12 protein-coding genes and 1 pseudogene are annotated in these 17,828 nt (G+C 48.5%); 9 read left to right on the top strand and 4 right to left on the bottom strand.

Features of this window, described 5'->3' with window-relative positions:
* The first annotated feature begins 19 nt into the window (after positions 1-19).
* From ASG33_RS23965 to ASG33_RS23935, 7 genes are all read left to right on the top strand, one after another.
* Positions 20-1,102 carry an aldose 1-epimerase family protein gene (locus tag ASG33_RS23965; RefSeq protein WP_056291510.1) on the top strand — a complete coding sequence of 361 codons (1,083 nt, stop codon included), beginning with the start codon at positions 20-22 and terminating at the stop codon, positions 1,100-1,102.
* Positions 1,103-1,347: 245 nt separating this feature from the next.
* Complete coding sequence (locus ASG33_RS23960; RefSeq protein WP_056291508.1) at positions 1,348-2,562, top strand: class I mannose-6-phosphate isomerase; 1,215 nt, start codon at positions 1,348-1,350, stop codon at positions 2,560-2,562.
* 137 nt (positions 2,563-2,699) lie between these two features.
* On the top strand, positions 2,700-3,740 hold the full coding sequence (locus tag ASG33_RS23955) for a sugar phosphate isomerase/epimerase (RefSeq protein ID WP_056291506.1): 1,041 nt from the start codon (positions 2,700-2,702) through the stop codon (positions 3,738-3,740).
* 94 nt (positions 3,741-3,834) lie between these two features.
* Positions 3,835-4,992, top strand: a complete 1,158-nt coding sequence (locus ASG33_RS23950) for a Gfo/Idh/MocA family protein (RefSeq protein WP_056291504.1) — start codon at positions 3,835-3,837, stop codon at positions 4,990-4,992.
* An 84-nt stretch (positions 4,993-5,076) separates the two neighbouring features.
* On the top strand, positions 5,077-6,579 hold the full coding sequence (locus tag ASG33_RS23945; protein WP_056291503.1) for a sugar ABC transporter ATP-binding protein: 1,503 nt from the start codon (positions 5,077-5,079) through the stop codon (positions 6,577-6,579).
* Positions 6,580-6,709: 130 nt separating this feature from the next.
* Complete coding sequence (locus ASG33_RS23940) at positions 6,710-7,657, top strand: ABC transporter permease (RefSeq protein ID WP_056291501.1); 948 nt, start codon at positions 6,710-6,712, stop codon at positions 7,655-7,657.
* 87 nt (positions 7,658-7,744) lie between these two features.
* On the top strand, positions 7,745-8,686 hold the full coding sequence (locus ASG33_RS23935) for a sugar ABC transporter substrate-binding protein (RefSeq protein WP_056291499.1): 942 nt from the start codon (positions 7,745-7,747) through the stop codon (positions 8,684-8,686).
* Position 8,687: 1 nt separating this feature from the next.
* On the opposite strand, the gene ASG33_RS25855 is transcribed toward ASG33_RS23935, so the two are convergent.
* Positions 8,688-8,837, bottom strand: a complete 150-nt coding sequence (locus tag ASG33_RS25855; protein ID WP_157474937.1) for a hypothetical protein — start codon at positions 8,835-8,837, stop codon at positions 8,688-8,690.
* A pseudogene (locus tag ASG33_RS26340) lies at positions 8,834-9,282 on the bottom strand (DUF6934 family protein). Before ASG33_RS26340 ends, ASG33_RS25855 begins: the two are co-directional and overlap by 4 nt.
* A gap of 134 nt (positions 9,283-9,416) precedes the next feature.
* Here ASG33_RS26340 and ASG33_RS23925 point away from each other — a divergent pair.
* Both ASG33_RS23925 and ASG33_RS23920 read left to right on the top strand, forming a co-directional pair.
* Entirely contained in the window at positions 9,417-10,784 is a 1,368-nt protein-coding gene (locus ASG33_RS23925) for a Gfo/Idh/MocA family protein (RefSeq protein ID WP_056291496.1), read from the top strand.
* A 208-nt stretch (positions 10,785-10,992) separates the two neighbouring features.
* Positions 10,993-11,568, top strand: a complete 576-nt coding sequence (locus ASG33_RS23920) for a DUF4136 domain-containing protein (RefSeq protein WP_056291494.1) — start codon at positions 10,993-10,995, stop codon at positions 11,566-11,568.
* 78 nt (positions 11,569-11,646) lie between these two features.
* On the opposite strand, the gene ASG33_RS23915 is transcribed toward ASG33_RS23920, so the two are convergent.
* Both ASG33_RS23915 and ASG33_RS23910 read right to left on the bottom strand, forming a co-directional pair.
* Positions 11,647-16,005: an efflux RND transporter permease subunit gene (locus tag ASG33_RS23915; RefSeq protein WP_056291493.1), complete on the bottom strand. Its 4,359-nt coding sequence runs from the start codon at positions 16,003-16,005 to the stop codon at positions 11,647-11,649.
* Between the two features lie 285 nt (positions 16,006-16,290).
* A complete protein-coding gene (locus ASG33_RS23910; protein WP_082489391.1) occupies positions 16,291-17,721 on the bottom strand; it encodes a TolC family protein in 1,431 nt (476 codons plus the stop codon).
* Positions 17,722-17,828: the final 107 nt, after the last annotated feature.

Genomic DNA, 17,828 nt, shown 5'->3' with positions numbered 1-17,828 from the left:
AAACTCAATAATAAAAACAATGGAAAGTGCCGATTCAATAAACCAGGGCTGGGTAGATAAAGTATCCAATCACGTGCAGGTAGGGGGTATCGAAACTTCGGTGCTTGATAATGGCGCGGGGAGAGGTACCCGGATTGCGTGGGTGAATACCGGCACCGGGCTGCGTTTCAAAGTGGTACTTGACAGGGCAATGGATATTGCGGAAGCATTTTATAATGAGCACAGTCTGGCGTGGATCAGTCACGTGGGCGTTACTTATCCACAGCCTTTTTCGGATAAAGGGATTGACTGGCTGCGTACTTTTGGTGGCGGTTTGCTCACTACTTGCGGCCTTTCTCACGCAGGCGGACCGGAGTCGGACGAATATGGTGACCGCGGCTTGCACGGTTTGATCGGGAATGCGCCTGCCGAGGTTATCTCCATTGTACAGCCTGATTTGAGAAAAGGTCAGCTGGAAATGAGTATCACCGGCATGATCCGGGAAACAAAGCCGTTCGGTCCCAATTTCGAACTGAAAAGAACCATATCGGCCACCTTGGGAAAACCCGGGATCCGCATTAAAGACGAAGTGACAAACCGGGCCAATACACCTGCGCCGCATATGCTTTTGTACCATTTCAATTTCGGCTGGCCACTGGCTGACGAGGGTACGGACATTCTCTGGAATGGAAAATGGCACCCGCGCCACGGCGAGGAGAATGCAAAGATCTTTAAAGAAGGTAACGAATTTAAAAAATGCCCCGCACCGCTGGAAAGTCATCTGGGAACAGGAGAAGAAGTGGCTTTGATAGATGTGGAAGCCGATATTTTCGGAGACAGCATTTGCGGCCTGCATAATGAAAAGCTCGGACTGGCAGTGTCTTTAAAATGGAAAAAAGAGCAGCTACCCTGGCTGGCCAACTGGCAGCATTGGGGTAAAGGCGAATACGTAACCGGCCTGGAACCCAGCACGCACCCACTTTCCGGACAAGCAAAAGCAAGAGAAGACGGGACGCTGATCTTTGTAGAACCCGACGAAACAAAGCTTTACGAGCTGGAATTGGACGTATTGACTGAGAAGGAGGCGATTGCGGAGTTGCTTTTAAAGGTGACAACGGCGTAACAAGGCTTTGTTATGTTAGGCAACTGCCGCCTATGTCACCCTGAGCGCAGTCGAAGGGCCGCTACAAACAAAGGCGTGGTGCGGTGCTTCGACCGCGCTCAGCATGACAAAAGGTGGTTGGCGCACCTCAATCTAGTCGATGTGAGCGCCAAAAAAAGCAAAGTACAGCAGCAATATAGCACAGCATTAAGCCTTGCAATAAAACAATAACAAGTATCAACTAAACCAACTTTTAATATAATACAATGGGACTTTCAAGTATAGCTGAGAAGGCGTTGGAGCAGGGAAAAGGAATATTGCGTTTAGCACCTACGTGGGTGCCGCGCTCATTTTGCGTTCCCGGCCGCAGGATCAAATTACACCCGGACGATTATTATATATTGGGTGGTGAGCGTGGCGGTATTGATGAGCGCTGGCTCTCGTCAACCACTCCTGCGGAAAACGGGCCACTGACAGGCGAAAATGAAGGTTTGAGCCAAATCGTCTTTGAAGATGAATCCGGGGTTCAAAAAGTGACATTGCGGGATGCGGTCGAAGAATTGAAAGGCGAAATTATAGGCGACAGACTTTGGGATCAATACAAAAGCTGGCCTATGTACTCCAAATTTTTTGACAATATGGGGCCGCTGCCGCACCACATTCACCACCGCGATGAGCACGCTGCCATGGTGGGTCAGAATGGAAAGCCGGAAGCATATTATTTCCCACCTCAACTGAATAACCACGGTGGTGATTTTCCATACACATTCATTGGTATTGCTCCTGGTACGACGAAGGAGCAAATCAAAGAGTGCTTGATGAACTTCACCAAGGGTGATAACAAGATTACCAACTACTCCCAGGCGTTTCGTCTGGAACCGGGAACAGGCTGGGATGTGCCTCCTGGCATGTTGCACGCACCGGGCAGCTTGTGTACCTACGAGCCTCAGAAAGCCTCGGATATTTTTGCGATGTATCAGTCGCTTGTGAATGAGGCGGTTATTCCGGAAGAATTGCTCTGGAAAGGAACGCCGAAAGACAGAATCGGCGATTATGACCTGCTGATGGAAGTGATCGACTGGGATTTGAATGTAAATCCAAATCTGATGGAAAAGCATTTCATGCGTCCAAAACCGGTCAAAGATGTTGCTGAAATGGAGCAGGAAGGATATAGTGAAAATTGGATCTGCTATAAAAACGAGGCGTACAGCGCCAAGGAACTGACGGTACTCCCGGGACAAACTGTAACCATTAAAGATGCTGCCGCTTACGGCATGATCGTGATGCAGGGCCATGGAAAATTCGGCGAATGGGATATTGAAACGCCTGCATTGATCCGCTACGGACAGCTGACGAACGACGAATTCTTTGTAACCGAAAAGGCAGCAATTGAAGGAGTGGTGATCAGCAACCCATCCAAAACAGACCCCATTGTGATATTGAAGCATTTCGGTCCAGGAAACCCGGATTTGGTGCTCTAGAGTTTAAGGTTTATGAGTTTGGAGTTCATGAGTTTGGATTTGATTAGTTCAAATATCTCGCGTTCGTAAACTTTAAACTCATAAACTCTTCACTCATAAACTCTGATCAACAATTTAACTTTCAAACTTCTTAAACCATGCCTGAAAATAATTATCCCAAACTCCACAATGCCACCTGGCCTGGGATTGTTGGAAAGGGCTCTGACTCGGAGCCGATTATTTCTTTTGATACCATGCTCGAACATACTGCTGCTGCCGAGGTAGACGGTATCAAGTTCGATGGAATTGACATTGGTTTGTTTGATCCGCACGTGGGTATTTATATGAACACCGAAGACGGACCGAGACAACTTGCTGATAAGCTGAATGCATTGGGCCTGGAAGTGGGTAGCCTTGTTGCCAACGTTTGGGCGGGATCCGCAATGGGTACGCAGGAAGCGCGCGACGAGTTTGTCAATCAGGTACGCATAGCTTGTGAATTTGGCAAAAAACTGCGTGACCTCGGTGTTCGTAAAGGCGGTGTGATCCGCGTGGATTCTGCTTGCTCTCCTGAAGCCTGGGCCGCCGATCCTGCTGGAAATACCAAACAAATCGCTGAAACATGGCGCCGCGCGTGTGATGTTGCTGCTGATTTTGGTGAAAAGCTGGCCGCCGAAGGCGAGATCTGCTGGGGTGGAATGCATAGCTGGAAAACCATGATGGAAACATTGAAAGCTGTGGATCGTCCGAATATGGGATTCCAGGCGGATATGTCGCACACATTCCTGTACCTGCTCGGGTATAATGCACCTGAGGATCGTATCCTGCCCGAAGATTTCCAATGGGGAGATCGCGTTGCACAGGAGGAAGGTTTGAAGAAAATGACTGCTGCGCTTCGTCCGTATACATTCGATTTTCACGTTGCGCAAAACGACGGAACGGTACACGGAACAGGTTCTCACGATAAAACTGGTCGCCACTGTCTTGCTACCGACCCGAATGGTAAGCTCGACATCGTTCGCGATGCAGGTTTCTGGATGCGCGATGAAGATGGCAATGTGACTAAAGCATTCCGCCACATCTGCTGGGACGGCTGTATGTTCCCGAACGAAGTAATGACCAACCAGCAAACATGGAATGATATCCTGGCCGCATTGATCAACGTAAGAAAAGCCCACGGCTGGTACCAGGAGGCATAAACCCATTTTCCGTCGGCTCAAGCCAACGGAAATGGATGTTAAAATATCAATCACCAATCCCTAACCGTCGGCTTAAGCCGACGGATCAAAAAAGATGGAGAAAAAAGAGATAAGAATAGCATTAATAGGAAGCGGGCTGATGGGACGCACGCATTCCAATGGATATAAAAGGATCGGGGATTTCTTCCCTGAACTCGAATACCGCCCTGTATTGCAGGCTGTTTGTTCCCGCAACGAAGAAAAAGTGAAAGCCTTCGCCGAACAGTGGGGATACGCTTCTTACGAAACCGATTGGAGAAGGATCATCGAGCGCGACGATATTGACGCGGTGGATATCTGTACCCCCAACGATACCCACGCCGAAATCGCATTGGCTGCCGCAGCTGCGGGTAAAATGATCCTTTGCGAAAAACCACTTGCGCGCACATTGGAAGAAGCCAGGAGTATGGTGGAAGCCATTGAAAAAGCAGGTGTGAAAAATACCGTTTGGTACAACTACCGTCGCGTGCCGGCTGTTACTCTGGCCAAACAAATCGTCGATTCCGGCAAGCTGGGACGAATTTTCCATTACCGCGCTAACTTCCTGCAAGACTGGACGATCAGTCCTGACGTACCCCAAGGCGGCGCCGCTACGTGGCGACTGGACGTAGACGCAGCAGGTTCCGGCGTAACGGGCGATTTGCTGGCGCATTGCATCGACACAGCGATGTGGATCAATGGCGGTATCAAAGACGTATCTGCAGTTACCGAAACTTTCATCAAAGAGCGCGTGCATTCAGGAAGCGGGGAGGTGAAGAAAGTAGGTATCGACGATGCCTGTATTTTCCATTGCCATTTCGATAACGGCTCACTAGGTCTCTTTGAATCAACACGTTATGCGCGTGGCCACAAGGCGCTTTATACATTTGAGATCAATGGAGAGCACGCTTCTATCCGCTGGGATTTGCATGATCTGAATCGGTTGGAATACTTCGATCACAGCGACGAATCAATCGTTCGGGGATGGAGATCTATCCTGGTTACTGATAGCGACCAGCCTTATATGAAGCGGTGGTGGATTCCGGGAACCAGCATTGGTTATGAGCATTCGTTCATTCACCAGGCTGCTGATTTCTTCGAGAGTCTGCAAACCGGCGAACCTTGCTCTCCAACTTTCAAGGATGCTTACGAAACACAGAAAGTGTGCGAGGCTGTACTTGACTCGGCGGCTTCCAGATCATGGAAGGATACCGGCGTAGAATGGGAAGGTTAACCTGATTTTTGACCAAAAATAAAAAGGGCTTTAACCACTTGCTGAGTATTCAGGTTGGGGTTAAAGCCTTTCTTAAATTGACCTATGCCAGATTTCATTCTTACTGTCAATCAACTTTCAAAGTCATTTTCGGGGATTAAAGCGCTGGATAATATCAGCTTTAATCTGCGGAGAGGAGAAGTGCATGCATTGATGGGAGAAAATGGGGCGGGTAAGTCGACGTTCATGAAGATCCTGATCGGGCTGCTGACGCCGGATTCCGGTGAGATCGTTTTTGAGGGTAAAAACCTGCACGACAGCAATGTGGGAGATACGCTCAAAAAGGGCATTTCGATGATCCATCAGGAGATTCTGATCGTACCGGAGCTTACAGTCGCGCAGAATATTTTTTTAGGGAGAGAAAAAGCATTTGGCGTAAAAAGAGGGTGGATCCCGGGCTTGCTCGATGATTCAGCGATCAATGAAAAATCGGCGCAAATCCTTCAACAGCTCGGCGTCGACATTTCTCCCGACATCAAAATGAAACACCTGAGCGTTGCGCAGATGCAGATGGTGGAGATTGCAAAAGCGATTTCTAATGAGGCGAAGGTGATCATCATGGACGAGCCTACTTCTGCCATTTCAGATAAGGAGGTGGAAATGCTGTTCAAAATGATCCGCGACCTGAAATCCAAGGGTGTCAGTATCATTTACATATCTCACAAAATGGATGAGATTTTCCGGATATCGGACACGATTACCGTTTTGCGGGATGGGAAGTACATCGGGACAAAAAGCGCAGAAGAATTGGATCATAACTCACTGATTGCGATGATGGTAGGGCGGGAGATCGGGCAAATGTTTCCGGAGGGAAATGCGAGTATCGGAGAGGAAGTTCTGTCAGTTGAAAATCTGGGTAAAAAGGGAAAGTTTGCCAATATCAGTTTCAAGGTACATGCAGGAGAAATAGTTGGGTTGGCCGGATTAATGGGCGCGGGGAGAACTGAAATTGCGCGCGCCATTTTTGGTCTGGACAAAATGGATGAGGGAATGATCAGGATCTCGGGTGAAACCGTACAGATCGATTCTCCATTAAAAGCATTAAAAAATGGCATCGGTTATGTGAGCGAGGATAGGAAGGGTTTGGGGTTTATCCCAAGAATGTCTGTAAAGAATAATGTCACACTATCAAGCATGAAGCGCCACCAAAAAGGCATTTTCATTAACACAAAAAGCGAAGAAGCCGATACCGCGCAAATGATCGCCGACCTGCGGATTAAAACTTCGGGAATGGATCAGAAAGTGAGCACTCTGAGCGGAGGTAACCAGCAGAAAGTGGTGATTGGTAAAGTGTTACTAGCTGCGCCACAGTTGATTATATTAGACGAGCCAACCAGGGGAGTCGATGTTGGGGCCAAATTTGAAATATACAAACTCATCAGGAACCTGGCAGAAAACGGCATGGCGATCATTATGATTTCCTCTGAACTGCCGGAGATTTTAGGAATGAGCGACCGGATCGTCGTTTTATCAAAAGGCCGACAAACTGCAACGCTGTCAAGACAGGAAGCAACGCAGGAATTGATAATGAGGAATGCGGTTGTTTAGGGGCTGTCGGCAATCGGCTTTCGGCTTTTTTTGGCTGTTAGCCGTTAGCTTTTGATATTCATCCGTATAAAATTAACATATAAAAACACTAAAAAGCCGACGGCTGACTGCCGAAAGCCGAAGTTACCCTATGCTTTCGACTCAAAATTTTCGTTTCACCAAAGTCGGCCAGTACGGCATTTACCTGGCGTTTCTCATTCTCTGCGTTGTGCTGGCATTCAGTACCCCGCGGTTTTTTACGGTTTCCAATTTGCTGATTATCGGTACGCAGGTTTCGATCAATGCGCTGCTGGCATTCGGGGTGACGTTTGTGATTATTACTGGCGGAATCGATTTGTCTTTGGGATCGATGGTGGCGGTCACCGGCGTAGTCGCGGCCACTTTCGCACATCCGGATACTTATCCGCTTGCGGTTCCTTTGCTAGCCGGAATTGGCAGCGGATTGCTTTTCGGCGCATTCAATGGATTGGTAATTACGAAAAGCAAAGTGCCGCCATTTATCGTAACCTTGGGTACTATGACGATCGGCCGCGGACTGGCTTTGATCATCAGTAAAGGCAGACCGGTTTCGAATTTGTCAGATACATTCAACTTCATTGGCGGGGGAAATGTTTTTGGTATTCCATTTCCGATCATTATCCTGATCGTCGCATTCATAGTCTGCACGGTGATTTTAAACAAGACTGTTTTGGGCAGATATATGTACGCGGTGGGTGGAAACGAGTCAGCCGCGCGTGCTTCCGGAATTCGTGTCGGGAATGTGAAAATGTGGGTTTACACGATCTGCGGGATACTATCGGCAATGGGCGGGATTTTACTTACAGCCCGGATCACAACTGGTCAGCCAAATGCAGGTGCCGGGTTTGAACTCGATGCAATTGCAGCAGCGATTATCGGCGGTACAAGTACCTCGGGAGGAACCGGTACGATGACGGGCACACTGATCGGTGCATTGCTGATCGGTGTGATCAGTAACAGTCTGGATTTGCTGAATGTGACTTCCTATTACCAGCAGGTAGTAATGGGCGTGATCATCATTGGTGCGGTGGTGCTGGATGGTTTCGGGAAGAAGGATTGATTTTAAGGAGAAAGGAGGAAAGGGAGGATGGAGGAGGGAAAATGTATTTAGTAAATTTTATTTTGAAAGCCGATAGCCGAAGTACCTATGAAAACCAACTTAATTTTTGCCGCTCTCATCGCCACTGTTCTTTTTTCAGGGTGTAATCAATCTCAGGATGGAAGTTCGGGCGAATCTTCCGGTGAGAAGCTGGTCATCGGCGCTACTATGCTGAGTATGCAGAATGAGTTTATTGTCAATGTGAGTGACGAGATGGAGGCGAAGGCCAAGGAGCTCGGCGTGGAGTTGATCACCGTCGACGCGGAACGTTCGGCTTTGAAGCAGGTAGAGCAGGTGGAAAGCTTTATTGCACAGGGCGTTGATGCAATTATAATGAATCCTTGTGAGGTAGAAGCCAGCTCGCCGGCGGTCAAACTGGCAATGAATGCCAATATCCCGATCATTAATGTGAATTCGGAAACCTCTGCTAAACCAACCGCATTCGTAGGCTCCGATGATACTGAATCCGCCCGGATTGCGATGCGATATCTGGCGAAAAAGCTGGGTGGAAAAGGGAATATCCTGATGATGCATGGATTTATGGGTCAGGCTGCGCAGCTGAAAAGAGATAATGGAGCAAAAGAAATCCTGAAAGCAAATCCGGGCTTGAAGCTGCTCGCGGAGCAAACCGGCGAATGGGACCGCGCCAAGGGAATGTCTCTGACCGAAAACTGGATTCAATCTTACGGTTCACAGATCAACGCGATTTTTGCGCATAACGATGAAATGGGAATGGGGGCGGTAAAGGCACTGGAAGCAGCCGGCATCAAAAATAAAGTTATTGTAGTAAGTGTAGACGCAATCCCTGACGCATTGCAAGCCGTCAAAAAAGGCACATTAGACGCGACCGTCTTCCAAAACGCCAGAGAACAAGGCAGCAAAGCAATTGAAACCGCTGTAAAAGCAGCAAAAAAGGAAGCTTTTGAAAAGGAGGCTTTAATTCCTTTTCAGCTTGTGACGAAGGAGAATGTGGGGGAGTTTTTGAAGTAGGTTATTTTTTGTCTTTTTCAAGGAGTGAAAAATCTACATTTTTTAGCTGCTCGCGGACTATTTTCAGCTTTGCCTCAACAAAGGCTTCAAGCGTAGGGTAGGTAATTACTTCCCTGGGGATTCTTCGTTTAGATTTATCAATGGTGTTCATTTTAATGTGCGTTTAAGTGTTATAAGAAAACCTACATAGTTAGTATTCGGGCTAAAGGGTTCTTTATCCATTTGCCCGACCCCATAAATCTCATAATATTTTCTTGCTTCACGAAATTCTCGACTAATTATCGCTCTGTATAGCCTGGTCCTCACAGGAGTGCTGCCTGTAAATAGATGGATCGAGACGGATCCTTATTCAGGAAAACTGATATCGTTTTAATAACAGTCGAGATAATCTTCTCCATATCTCCGTTGTTGCTGACTGTTAAGTCACATAATTCGCCATTAGGAAGAACATGCCCCAGACATAAGTTATACTTATTGCAATTATCCATCAAGGAGTACAACACAACCTTTCGATCTTCCTTCTGTTTCCCTTCACTTAAAAATTCAAAATAGCAGCACGATTCATCGTGTGTTAGCAAGTAAGATTCTGACTTCATAGAAAATTTGGATACTATTCTATTAGACGTCAGATCCTGTAAATGGTAACAAGCCGGATGTGGATCAAGTAAAATCAAGTCCTGCCAGTACTTTTAGGAGCATAGTTTTGGATTTGAACAAATAAAAATTCTGCATGAACACTTTCAATATCAACCGGCGCAGCTTTTTGCATGGTGCGACGGCGGCGCTGGCGCTTTCTACTTTTGGAGCAAGAGGAATGGACCTGATCAATCCCGCCAAAACCTTACGCGTAGGACTGATCGGAACAGGCTGGTACGGGAAAAGCGATTTGTTCAGGTTGATCCAGGTTGCGCCCGTGGAAGTGCTCGCACTTTGTGATGTAGATAAAAACCAGTTGAATGAAGCGGGTAAGCTGGTAAGTCAGCGGCAGAAATCGGGTAAAGTGCCAAAACTGTATGGCGACTACCAGAAAATGCAGGCAGAAAACGAAATGGATATTGTCCTCATCGGCACGCCCGATCACTGGCATGCATTGCAAATGATCGACGCAGTGAAAGCCGGGGCGCACGTATATGTGCAGAAACCAATCAGTGTAGATGTGATGGAAGGGGAGGCAATGGTGGCCGCGGCACGCAAATACAAGAAAGTAGTGCAGGTAGGAACGCAGCGCAAGAGCACGCCGCATTTAATCGACGCCAAGAAGAATATTGTTGATGCCGGCCTTCTGGGCAAAATTTCTCATGTTGAAATGTGCTGCTATTACCACATGCGCAACAATGGTAATCCGCCAGTAGAAGCAGTTCCGGCGTTTCTTGATTATGAAAAATGGACTGGTCCCGCACCGCTCAGACCGTACGATGGAATACCGCACGTTCGCTGGTGGCGTACATTTATGGAGTATGGAAACGGCATTACCGGTGATATGTGCGTACACATGTTTGATACCGTGCGCTGGATGCTGAAACTCGGCTGGCCTAAAAAGATCAGCTCAACAGGCGGCATTTACGTACAAAAAGAAGGTAAGTCCAATATCTCGGATACACAGTCCGCCATTTTTGAATACGATGAATTGAACTGTGTATGGCAGCACCGCACCTGGGGTACTCCCAACAATCCCGATTATCCGTGGTCATTTACTTTGTATGGTGAAAAAGGCACGCTCTGGGCAAGTACCATGTCGTACGATTTTATCCCGCAAGGCAAAGGCGAGAAAATCCATAAGGATGTGGTCTATGAAAAAGAGAAATATCCAGAGGATATCAAGGAAGAAAAAATCGAGCTGAATGCAGCGCCTGCCACGCGGCTTCACATGCTCGACTTTCTGAGTGCGATTGATAATAACAGCAGACCGGTGGCCGACATTGAAGAAGGACATATTTCTACAGCCAGCTGTATTCTCGCAAATCTCTCCATGAAAACCGGCAGGCCTCTTGTTTATGATCCTGTAAAACGCGAAATTGTGGGAGACAGAGAAGCTACCGGCCTACTCGCCCGCGCCTACCGTTCACCCTACGTTCATCCTGACTATAAAACCGTTTAGTTTAAATTAAAAGTTTGTGGTCCCCAAATACTTCCCAGTGCAACGCGCCCGGCTAAATCCGGGCGTTTTTTTGTTACTGTAATGAAATTTATATGCACGCATACCATTTTGTAAAAAAATGAGTTTATACATTGTTTTCCGATCATTTTAAACCTTTTACCCTCGGGAACTGTCAGATATATTAGTTAAACCAAACGTTCAATTGAAGATGAAAACCATAGTGAAGTTGATGAAATCCGCAGGTGTTGCGGTTGTGGCGGGAGTTCTGATTATGGCGTGCAGCCAGGCCCTTCAGGTCAGTTACGACTACGATTCATCAGTTAATTTAAAGCAATTCAAAACCTTCAAAGTAGAGGCAGAACATAACATTGAGAATGACCCTCTGCTAGGGAGTGAGTTGAACAGAAGACGACTGGGTGATGCAGTGAAAGAGGTAATGGAGTCCAAGGGTTATAAGTACGACCAGCAGAGCCCTGAACTGATTGTCAGATTTATGACAGACGTAAAAGACCGTCAGCAGGTACGTTCCAACAACATGTACTCGCCATATATGTGGTGGTACGGCGGTGGAAATAACATCTCAACCTACAATTACCAGGAAAGCCGCTTTATCCTTAATATTTATCAGAAAAACAGCGACAGAATGATCTGGCAAGGCTGGGCTTCCGGTAAGGTAAAAGCACCAACCAAAAAAGAAGATCGCGAAAGCATGGTTAAAAACACCATGTCCGATATCCTGAGAACCTTCCCGCAAGCCACGCAGGATACGTATAGCAGGAAGTAAGGTTTCAAGTTTTAATATCAGAGAAAAAGCCGCGGAAGCGGCTTTTTCTCTGATGACCCTAACCTTTTGTTTGTCACCCTACAAACTCTCCCCATTCCGATACTCTTCCGAAGCTTTCTTCACAATCTGATCACCCGCATGCAGGTCGCCGAATACCTCTACCAGCGTATCGACTACAACTCCTCTTTTTACAGGCACCCACTCCGCTTTCTTGTTTTTATCGCGGATCACAAATACCTGTTCGCTGGAATTGACAACCGAAGTGACAGGGACAAAGAGCGTATTGGAAGTGCGTTCGGTATTAAGCAAAACCTGCGCGTACATTCCTGCTTTGAGTTCATTTGATTTATTGTTAAAGTCAAATTCCGTGATCATTGAGCGGTTTTCCTCAGATAAAGTCCGCGAGCTACGGGCATAAACTGCTGTATACTTTTTCTCCGGACTGGCCGAAACGGTAAATTTCACCTCGCCTTTTGAAGGAACTGCGCTCGACAGATTTTCCGGAATAGCCAGTGTAAGTCGCAGTTTGGTGTTGTCTTCGAGCATAAATAGCGGCTTTGCCGCACTTTCACCCGGCCCTACCAATGCGCCCGGACTAACATTCCGCTCGGTCACAATCCCGTCGAATGGGGCTGTCACAGTCAGGTACCTGGCCAATTCTGCTTTCGTTTCCATAAACGATTTCGCCGCCTGTACATTCCCTTTTGCTACAGCAGTCGCCGAGCTGTCGGTCAATACCCTAGCTTTTGCCAGATCGAGTTCATTGAGTGAAACTGCGCCTTCTGTTTTGTTGGTTCTTAATAACCGGCTGTAAGTCAATGCGCTGGTTTGGAATTTGGTAGTTACCTCGTGCAAATTCGCTTCGGCTGCGATCACCTGTGCTTTGGCCTGGCTGAGCTCTGCCAATATCTCAGGCGCTTCGAGTACCGCCAGTACCTGTCCTTTCCGCACCATTGTTCCGCGGTCTGCATTCACTGTTTTTACAAAGCCTTTCACTTTCGGGTAAATGCTCACTTTGTTCCAGGCTTTCAGCTCGCCGGGCAATGCAATTTGCTTGGCCGGTTTCAAACTTTGTACCTCTGCAAGTTCCACAGCAGCAGGTTGTTCCGCTTTTTGTTCGTGTTTTTTACTCGTTTCAGCCTCGGAACTGCACGCACTCATTCCAATCGTAACCGTCAGAATGATAAGAAGGGATTTCAGGGTATTCATGGAAATGGATGTTTGAAGTTTTTTACGGAAAAAATTACTCTCAGGATCTTCCGGATCAAGGGACACGGAAAGAACGGAAGCCTTGCGCTGCACCATCGTGAAAACGGCCGGCAGGATTAACAGGGAAGCCAGCGTGGAGGCGATCAAACCTCCGATCACCGCCTGTCCTAGCGGCGCGATCTGGTCGCCGCCTTCACCCATACCCGACGCCATCGGCACCATACCCGCGATCATCGCGATACTCGTCATGAGAATCGGGCGGATCCGGGAGCCGGCTGCGAGTACAACTGCCTGGCGGGCATCCTGCAATTTCAGTCGCAGGTTCTCCGCATTGGTCACCATCAGAATCGCATTCGCAACGGACACCCCAACCGACATGATCAGTCCCATATAAGATTGCAGGTTCAGCGTCGCGCCGGTAAGCAATAGCAGCCCGATCGATCCTACTACCACCGCAGGAATGGTGGATAAAACCACCAGCGAAAGTTTGAAAGACTGGTAAGTCGCCGCAAGCAGCAGGAACATGATTACCACCGCGATCAGCAGACCGGTTTGCAGGCTGGTAAGCGTTTCTGTAAGTAGGTCAGACTGGCCTTTCAATTCAACCAGAACACCACGCGGCGGCTCGCCTGCATTCTTGATCGCCTGCTGCACAGCCGCAGAAGCTGCACCGAGGTCTTTTTGGTGAATGTTTGCAGTCACGGTTACTAACCTGTTCGGGCCTGCGCGGTCGTATTCGCCGGGCGCCGTCTTTTCAGAAAATGTAGCTACGTCGGCCAGCAGCGGGTTACTTACACCGGTTTTCAAAGGTATTGTTCCAATATCTTCAACTGAGGTCATCTGATATTCCGGGATCTGCACCTGTACCTGGTACGCCAATCCTTTTGAATCATCAAGCCAAAGGTTTTTATCCGTGAAACGGCTGGAAGATGTAGCAGCGACCATAGATCTCGCTACCTGCGTGGAGGTAATACCCAGCTGACCCGCGCGTTCCCTGTCAATTTTTACATCCAGAACCGGATATTGAAGCGGCTGGGCGATCTGAACATCGCGGAGGAATGCGATCTGCTGCATTTCTTTCCGGATCTTTTTGGCAAATCTTCCTGCTTCTTCCACGTCTTTGGCAGCCACACTTACCTCGATCGGCGTGGAGGCACCCTGACTCATGATCTTGTCAACCAGCTCAATAGGTTCGAAGGAAATAGCCAGGTTTGGGATTTCTTTCCCAATTCTTTCACGCAGCTTTTCCTTCAATGCATCCATTCGCACCGGAAAATCTTCATGGAGCGAAACCTGTAATACTGCCTCGTGCGGCCCGCTGTTGAACACGAAAATATTGGAAGTACCGTAACTGGAAGGCACCGTACCGACGTAAGCCGAGGAGATTTCCACGTGTTCTTTACCCACTTCCGATTTGATCAGGTTGAGTACCTTCAATGTAGCCTGTTCCGTACGTTCCACCCGCGTTCCGTCGGGCACGCGCAGGCGCATTTGAAACTGGTGACTGTTGGCTTTTGGTAAAATATCAGTACCGATCAGCAAAAATCCGCCGACGATGAGCAACACAGTTCCTACCAGATAGACCGGCACAACGAGCTTGCCGCGGTTCATGATACCCGACAAAAGGCCCAGGTATTTCAGTTTAAATTTCTCAAAACCCGTAGGCGGCAGGGAAGGATGCGCACCTTCTTCAATCACATCTGAAACTTCCTGGCTATCCAGCGCCAGCGTAGGCGCCTCGTGGTGCGGGTGATCTTTCAAAAGCCAGTTGGCCAGTACCGGTACCAATGTTTGGGATAGCAAAAACGAAGCGATCATCGCAAATCCTACCGCCAGCGAAAGGGGTAAAAACATCGATCTCGGAATGCCGCTCATGACAAATGAAGGCGCAAAAACAGCCAATATAGCCAGCAGGATCAGGAATTCTGGAAATGCAATTTCCTTACAGGCATCCCAGATCGCCTGTTCCTTGGGTTTGCCCATTTCCTGGTGCTGGTGGATATTTTCAATGGTAACCGTAGCCTGGTCGACTAATACACCAATCGCCAATGCAAGCCCGCTCAAAGTCATGATGTTGATTGTTTGTCCAAACAGGTTCATCAAGATCACTGCGGACAAAATAGAGATCGGGATGGTCACAATTACGATGATCACACTGCGCCAGTCGCGGAGGAAGAGCAGTACCATTAACCCGGTGAGCAATGCACCGAGGATACCTTCCGTGATCAGACTTTTCAGCGAGTTGGTCACATATACAGACTGGTCGAATTCATAGGATATCTTCACATCTTCCGGCACCGCATTGCGCAGCTGGGGCAATGCAGCGCGGATATTGTTCACTACATCCAATGTGGAAGCGTCTGACTTCTTGACAACCGGAATATAAACCGCACGGCGGCCATTGATCAATGCATAACTCACCGTCACGTCAGCGCCATCTTCCACGGTACCTACATCGCGGATAAACACCGTCGGCCCCGCGCCAACGCGGATCGGGATATTGAGGAAATCTTCGGGTTTTTTGATCAGGGAATTGACGGGCGTCATCAAGGTCCGGTCGCCCATTCGGATGTTACCCGCCGGCGAAGGCTGGTTGTTGGTAATAATGGATTTGATGATTTCTTCCGGCGTCATGTGGTAGCTCCGGATCCGCTCGGGATCCACGCGGATCACAATCGTGCGCTGGTTACCTCCAAATGGCGGCGGACTCGAAACACCTTCAATCCGGCTGAACATCGGCCGCACGCGGGACGAAGCGAAATCCTGGATTTCATTCAATGAACGCGAGGCACTTTCAAATACCATTTGCCCGATCGGCACAGAGCTCGCATCAAAACGCACAACCTGAGGCGGTACCGTACCCTCGGGCATATACGCTTTGGCCCGCGACACATTATTCGCGACCTCAGCCGCCGCCTGCGCCATATCTGTTCCGGGATAAAAAGAAAGTTTGATCAGCGAAAGTCCCTGAATCGTTTTCACATCCACATCCCGGATACCCGAAACGTACAGAAAGTGATCCTGGTAACGCGTGGCAATAAATCCGTCCATCTGATCCGGCGCCATCCCGCCATAAGGCTGCACCACATAAATGGTCGGTAAATCCAGATTTGGGAAAATGTCGACAGGAATGCTGCGGATCGACAGCACAGAAAAGAACAGAATGCCGATGACAATCACCACAATGGATATGGGCTGTCGCAGGGCGGTTCGAATGAGTTGATACATAGTGGTAGCTCGTGAAATATGTTAATGTTTTTAGTTATATGTTTTGTCACCCTGAGCGCACCGGGCCGCCGGGCGGTCAAAGCACTTGGTACAATGTGTTTTCATGATAACTTACCCTTGTCACCCTGAGCGCAGTCGAAGGGCTCTGCACAATGCGTCTCACATATTCCCTTCGACTGCGCTCAGGGTGACAAAGGCATTATTGCCGGATAGTAGCGTTGTGCCAGCCCTTCTACCGCCCGGCGGTCCGCTCAGGGCGACAAAGCGGGTGACAAAACCCCATTGCTACTTGTCTATTTGCTTCAAAAACAATCCCAAATCCCCCGCTGCGGCTGCTTTCATTAGCAGCGAGCGCCATACATTTCCATTTGTTACAAACTTGTCGACCTCGGCGCGGTTTAGTGCGTTGACGCTTTGGGCTAATGTGAAAAGGTCCGTCAGGCCGCTTTGGTACCTGGCTTCGGCCTGGTTGAATGCGCGTTGGGCGGCATTCAGCTGGACTGGTGTGAGGCGGGCTTGCTCCATGGAAAGTTGCAGTTGGATTTCAGCTTCGCGTGACTGGCGGTCGAGCTGCAATTTTTGGGTCTGGTAAATTTCCTTGAACCGCTCCACCTGAAATTGCTCGGTTTTATAATCGTTTCTGACTTTCAGAATATTGGTCAGGTTCCAGCGTGTGGAAATGCCGAATAAATAATTGTAAACCTGGTAATTGGTCCCGCTTGCAAAGCTGGTGTGATAGGAATCGTCCTGATTGGAAATACCTGATCCCCGGGCCCAGCCCGCGCCTGTGAGTGAAACAGAAGGTAAAAACGATCTTTTAACCGCCAGACTTCTTGCTACTGAGGCTCCAAGCTGCGCTTGCGAAAACCGCAGTGCAGGGTTGTTGAGAAATGCAGTTTCCGCTCCCTCGGTGACGGGCAACTTCGAATAAAATCCCATACTATCCACCTGGATACTGTCGCGCAGTTCGCCTGTCAGTTCCGAGAGACGGAGTCGCTGTGATTTTTCAGAACGCTGACTTTCCAGCAAAAGCAACCGCGCTTTCGCAAACTCGGCCGCGGCCAGCGAGCTATCCACGCCCGGCCGCATTCCGGCAATTACAGCTGCGTCGGTCACATTCTTGAAAACAGTGGCCCGTTGCAGATTCTGCCGCTGGGCTTCTACTAATTTTTGATTAATTAAAAGAACCAGATAGGAGTCGATCACCCGCACCTGATGCTGGAAAAGCTCATTTTCATAGTCAGCCTGCGTCCGGCTGAGGTCGGCTTTGGCTGCATTAACTTCCGCTTTTATTTTACCAAAATTAAAAACCCGCCAGTCGACCAGCGCAGTCGTGAAACTGCCGAATGTGCCGGTGTAAATATTCTCGGGCCTGATACCTCCAGAAGGTGAAATAGCGCTTCCTTCGTTTGGTAAAAATGCACCGGCGACGCTGTTATCAGTCGCAAAAGTGTATTGATGCTGAACGATCAATGCGGGTAAATAGCCCGTTTTGACAGACTTAATGCGGTTTTCGGCACTGCGTATCTCGGCCTGTTTGGATCGCAGAAAAGGGAAGTTTTGTTTACTTTCTTCCAAAAGGTCCTGCAACCGTACTTGCTGCGCGTGGGTATCAATGCAAAAAAGAGCCAGCAGTAACGTGAGGCAGAATGCGATCCCGGGAGTCTGCCGGCCTTTCTCTTTGCCAGGAATTGTTTTAAATCGGTGTCGGTACATAGGAGTGCTTGCTTTCCGGTTAATGATTTTTGGTCAAAACTATTGGCCAATTCTGGAAACATTTGGGAAAAACCCTGTTACAAGCATCTGTGGGATAAATTATTATC

The sequence above is a fragment of the Dyadobacter sp. Leaf189 genome (genome assembly GCF_001424405.1).
Classification (GTDB): domain Bacteria; phylum Bacteroidota; class Bacteroidia; order Cytophagales; family Spirosomataceae; genus Dyadobacter.
This window is presented reverse-complemented; position numbering and strand designations above follow the sequence as displayed.

Coding starts and splice junctions, on each gene's coding strand:
- ASG33_RS23965 (WP_056291510.1), top strand. CDS start 20: ATGGAAAGTGCCGATTCAATAAACCAGGGCTGGGTAGATAAAGTATCC.
- ASG33_RS23960 (WP_056291508.1), top strand. CDS start 1,348: ATGGGACTTTCAAGTATAGCTGAGAAGGCGTTGGAGCAGGGAAAAGGA.
- ASG33_RS23955 (WP_056291506.1), top strand. CDS start 2,700: ATGCCTGAAAATAATTATCCCAAACTCCACAATGCCACCTGGCCTGGG.
- ASG33_RS23950 (WP_056291504.1), top strand. CDS start 3,835: ATGGAGAAAAAAGAGATAAGAATAGCATTAATAGGAAGCGGGCTGATG.
- ASG33_RS23945 (WP_056291503.1), top strand. CDS start 5,077: ATGCCAGATTTCATTCTTACTGTCAATCAACTTTCAAAGTCATTTTCG.
- ASG33_RS23940 (WP_056291501.1), top strand. CDS start 6,710: ATGCTTTCGACTCAAAATTTTCGTTTCACCAAAGTCGGCCAGTACGGC.
- ASG33_RS23935 (WP_056291499.1), top strand. CDS start 7,745: ATGAAAACCAACTTAATTTTTGCCGCTCTCATCGCCACTGTTCTTTTT.
- ASG33_RS25855 (WP_157474937.1), bottom strand. CDS start 8,837: ATGAACACCATTGATAAATCTAAACGAAGAATCCCCAGGGAAGTAATT.
- ASG33_RS23925 (WP_056291496.1), top strand. CDS start 9,417: ATGAACACTTTCAATATCAACCGGCGCAGCTTTTTGCATGGTGCGACG.
- ASG33_RS23920 (WP_056291494.1), top strand. CDS start 10,993: ATGAAAACCATAGTGAAGTTGATGAAATCCGCAGGTGTTGCGGTTGTG.
- ASG33_RS23915 (WP_056291493.1), bottom strand. CDS start 16,005: ATGTATCAACTCATTCGAACCGCCCTGCGACAGCCCATATCCATTGTG.
- ASG33_RS23910 (WP_082489391.1), bottom strand. CDS start 17,721: ATGTACCGACACCGATTTAAAACAATTCCTGGCAAAGAGAAAGGCCGG.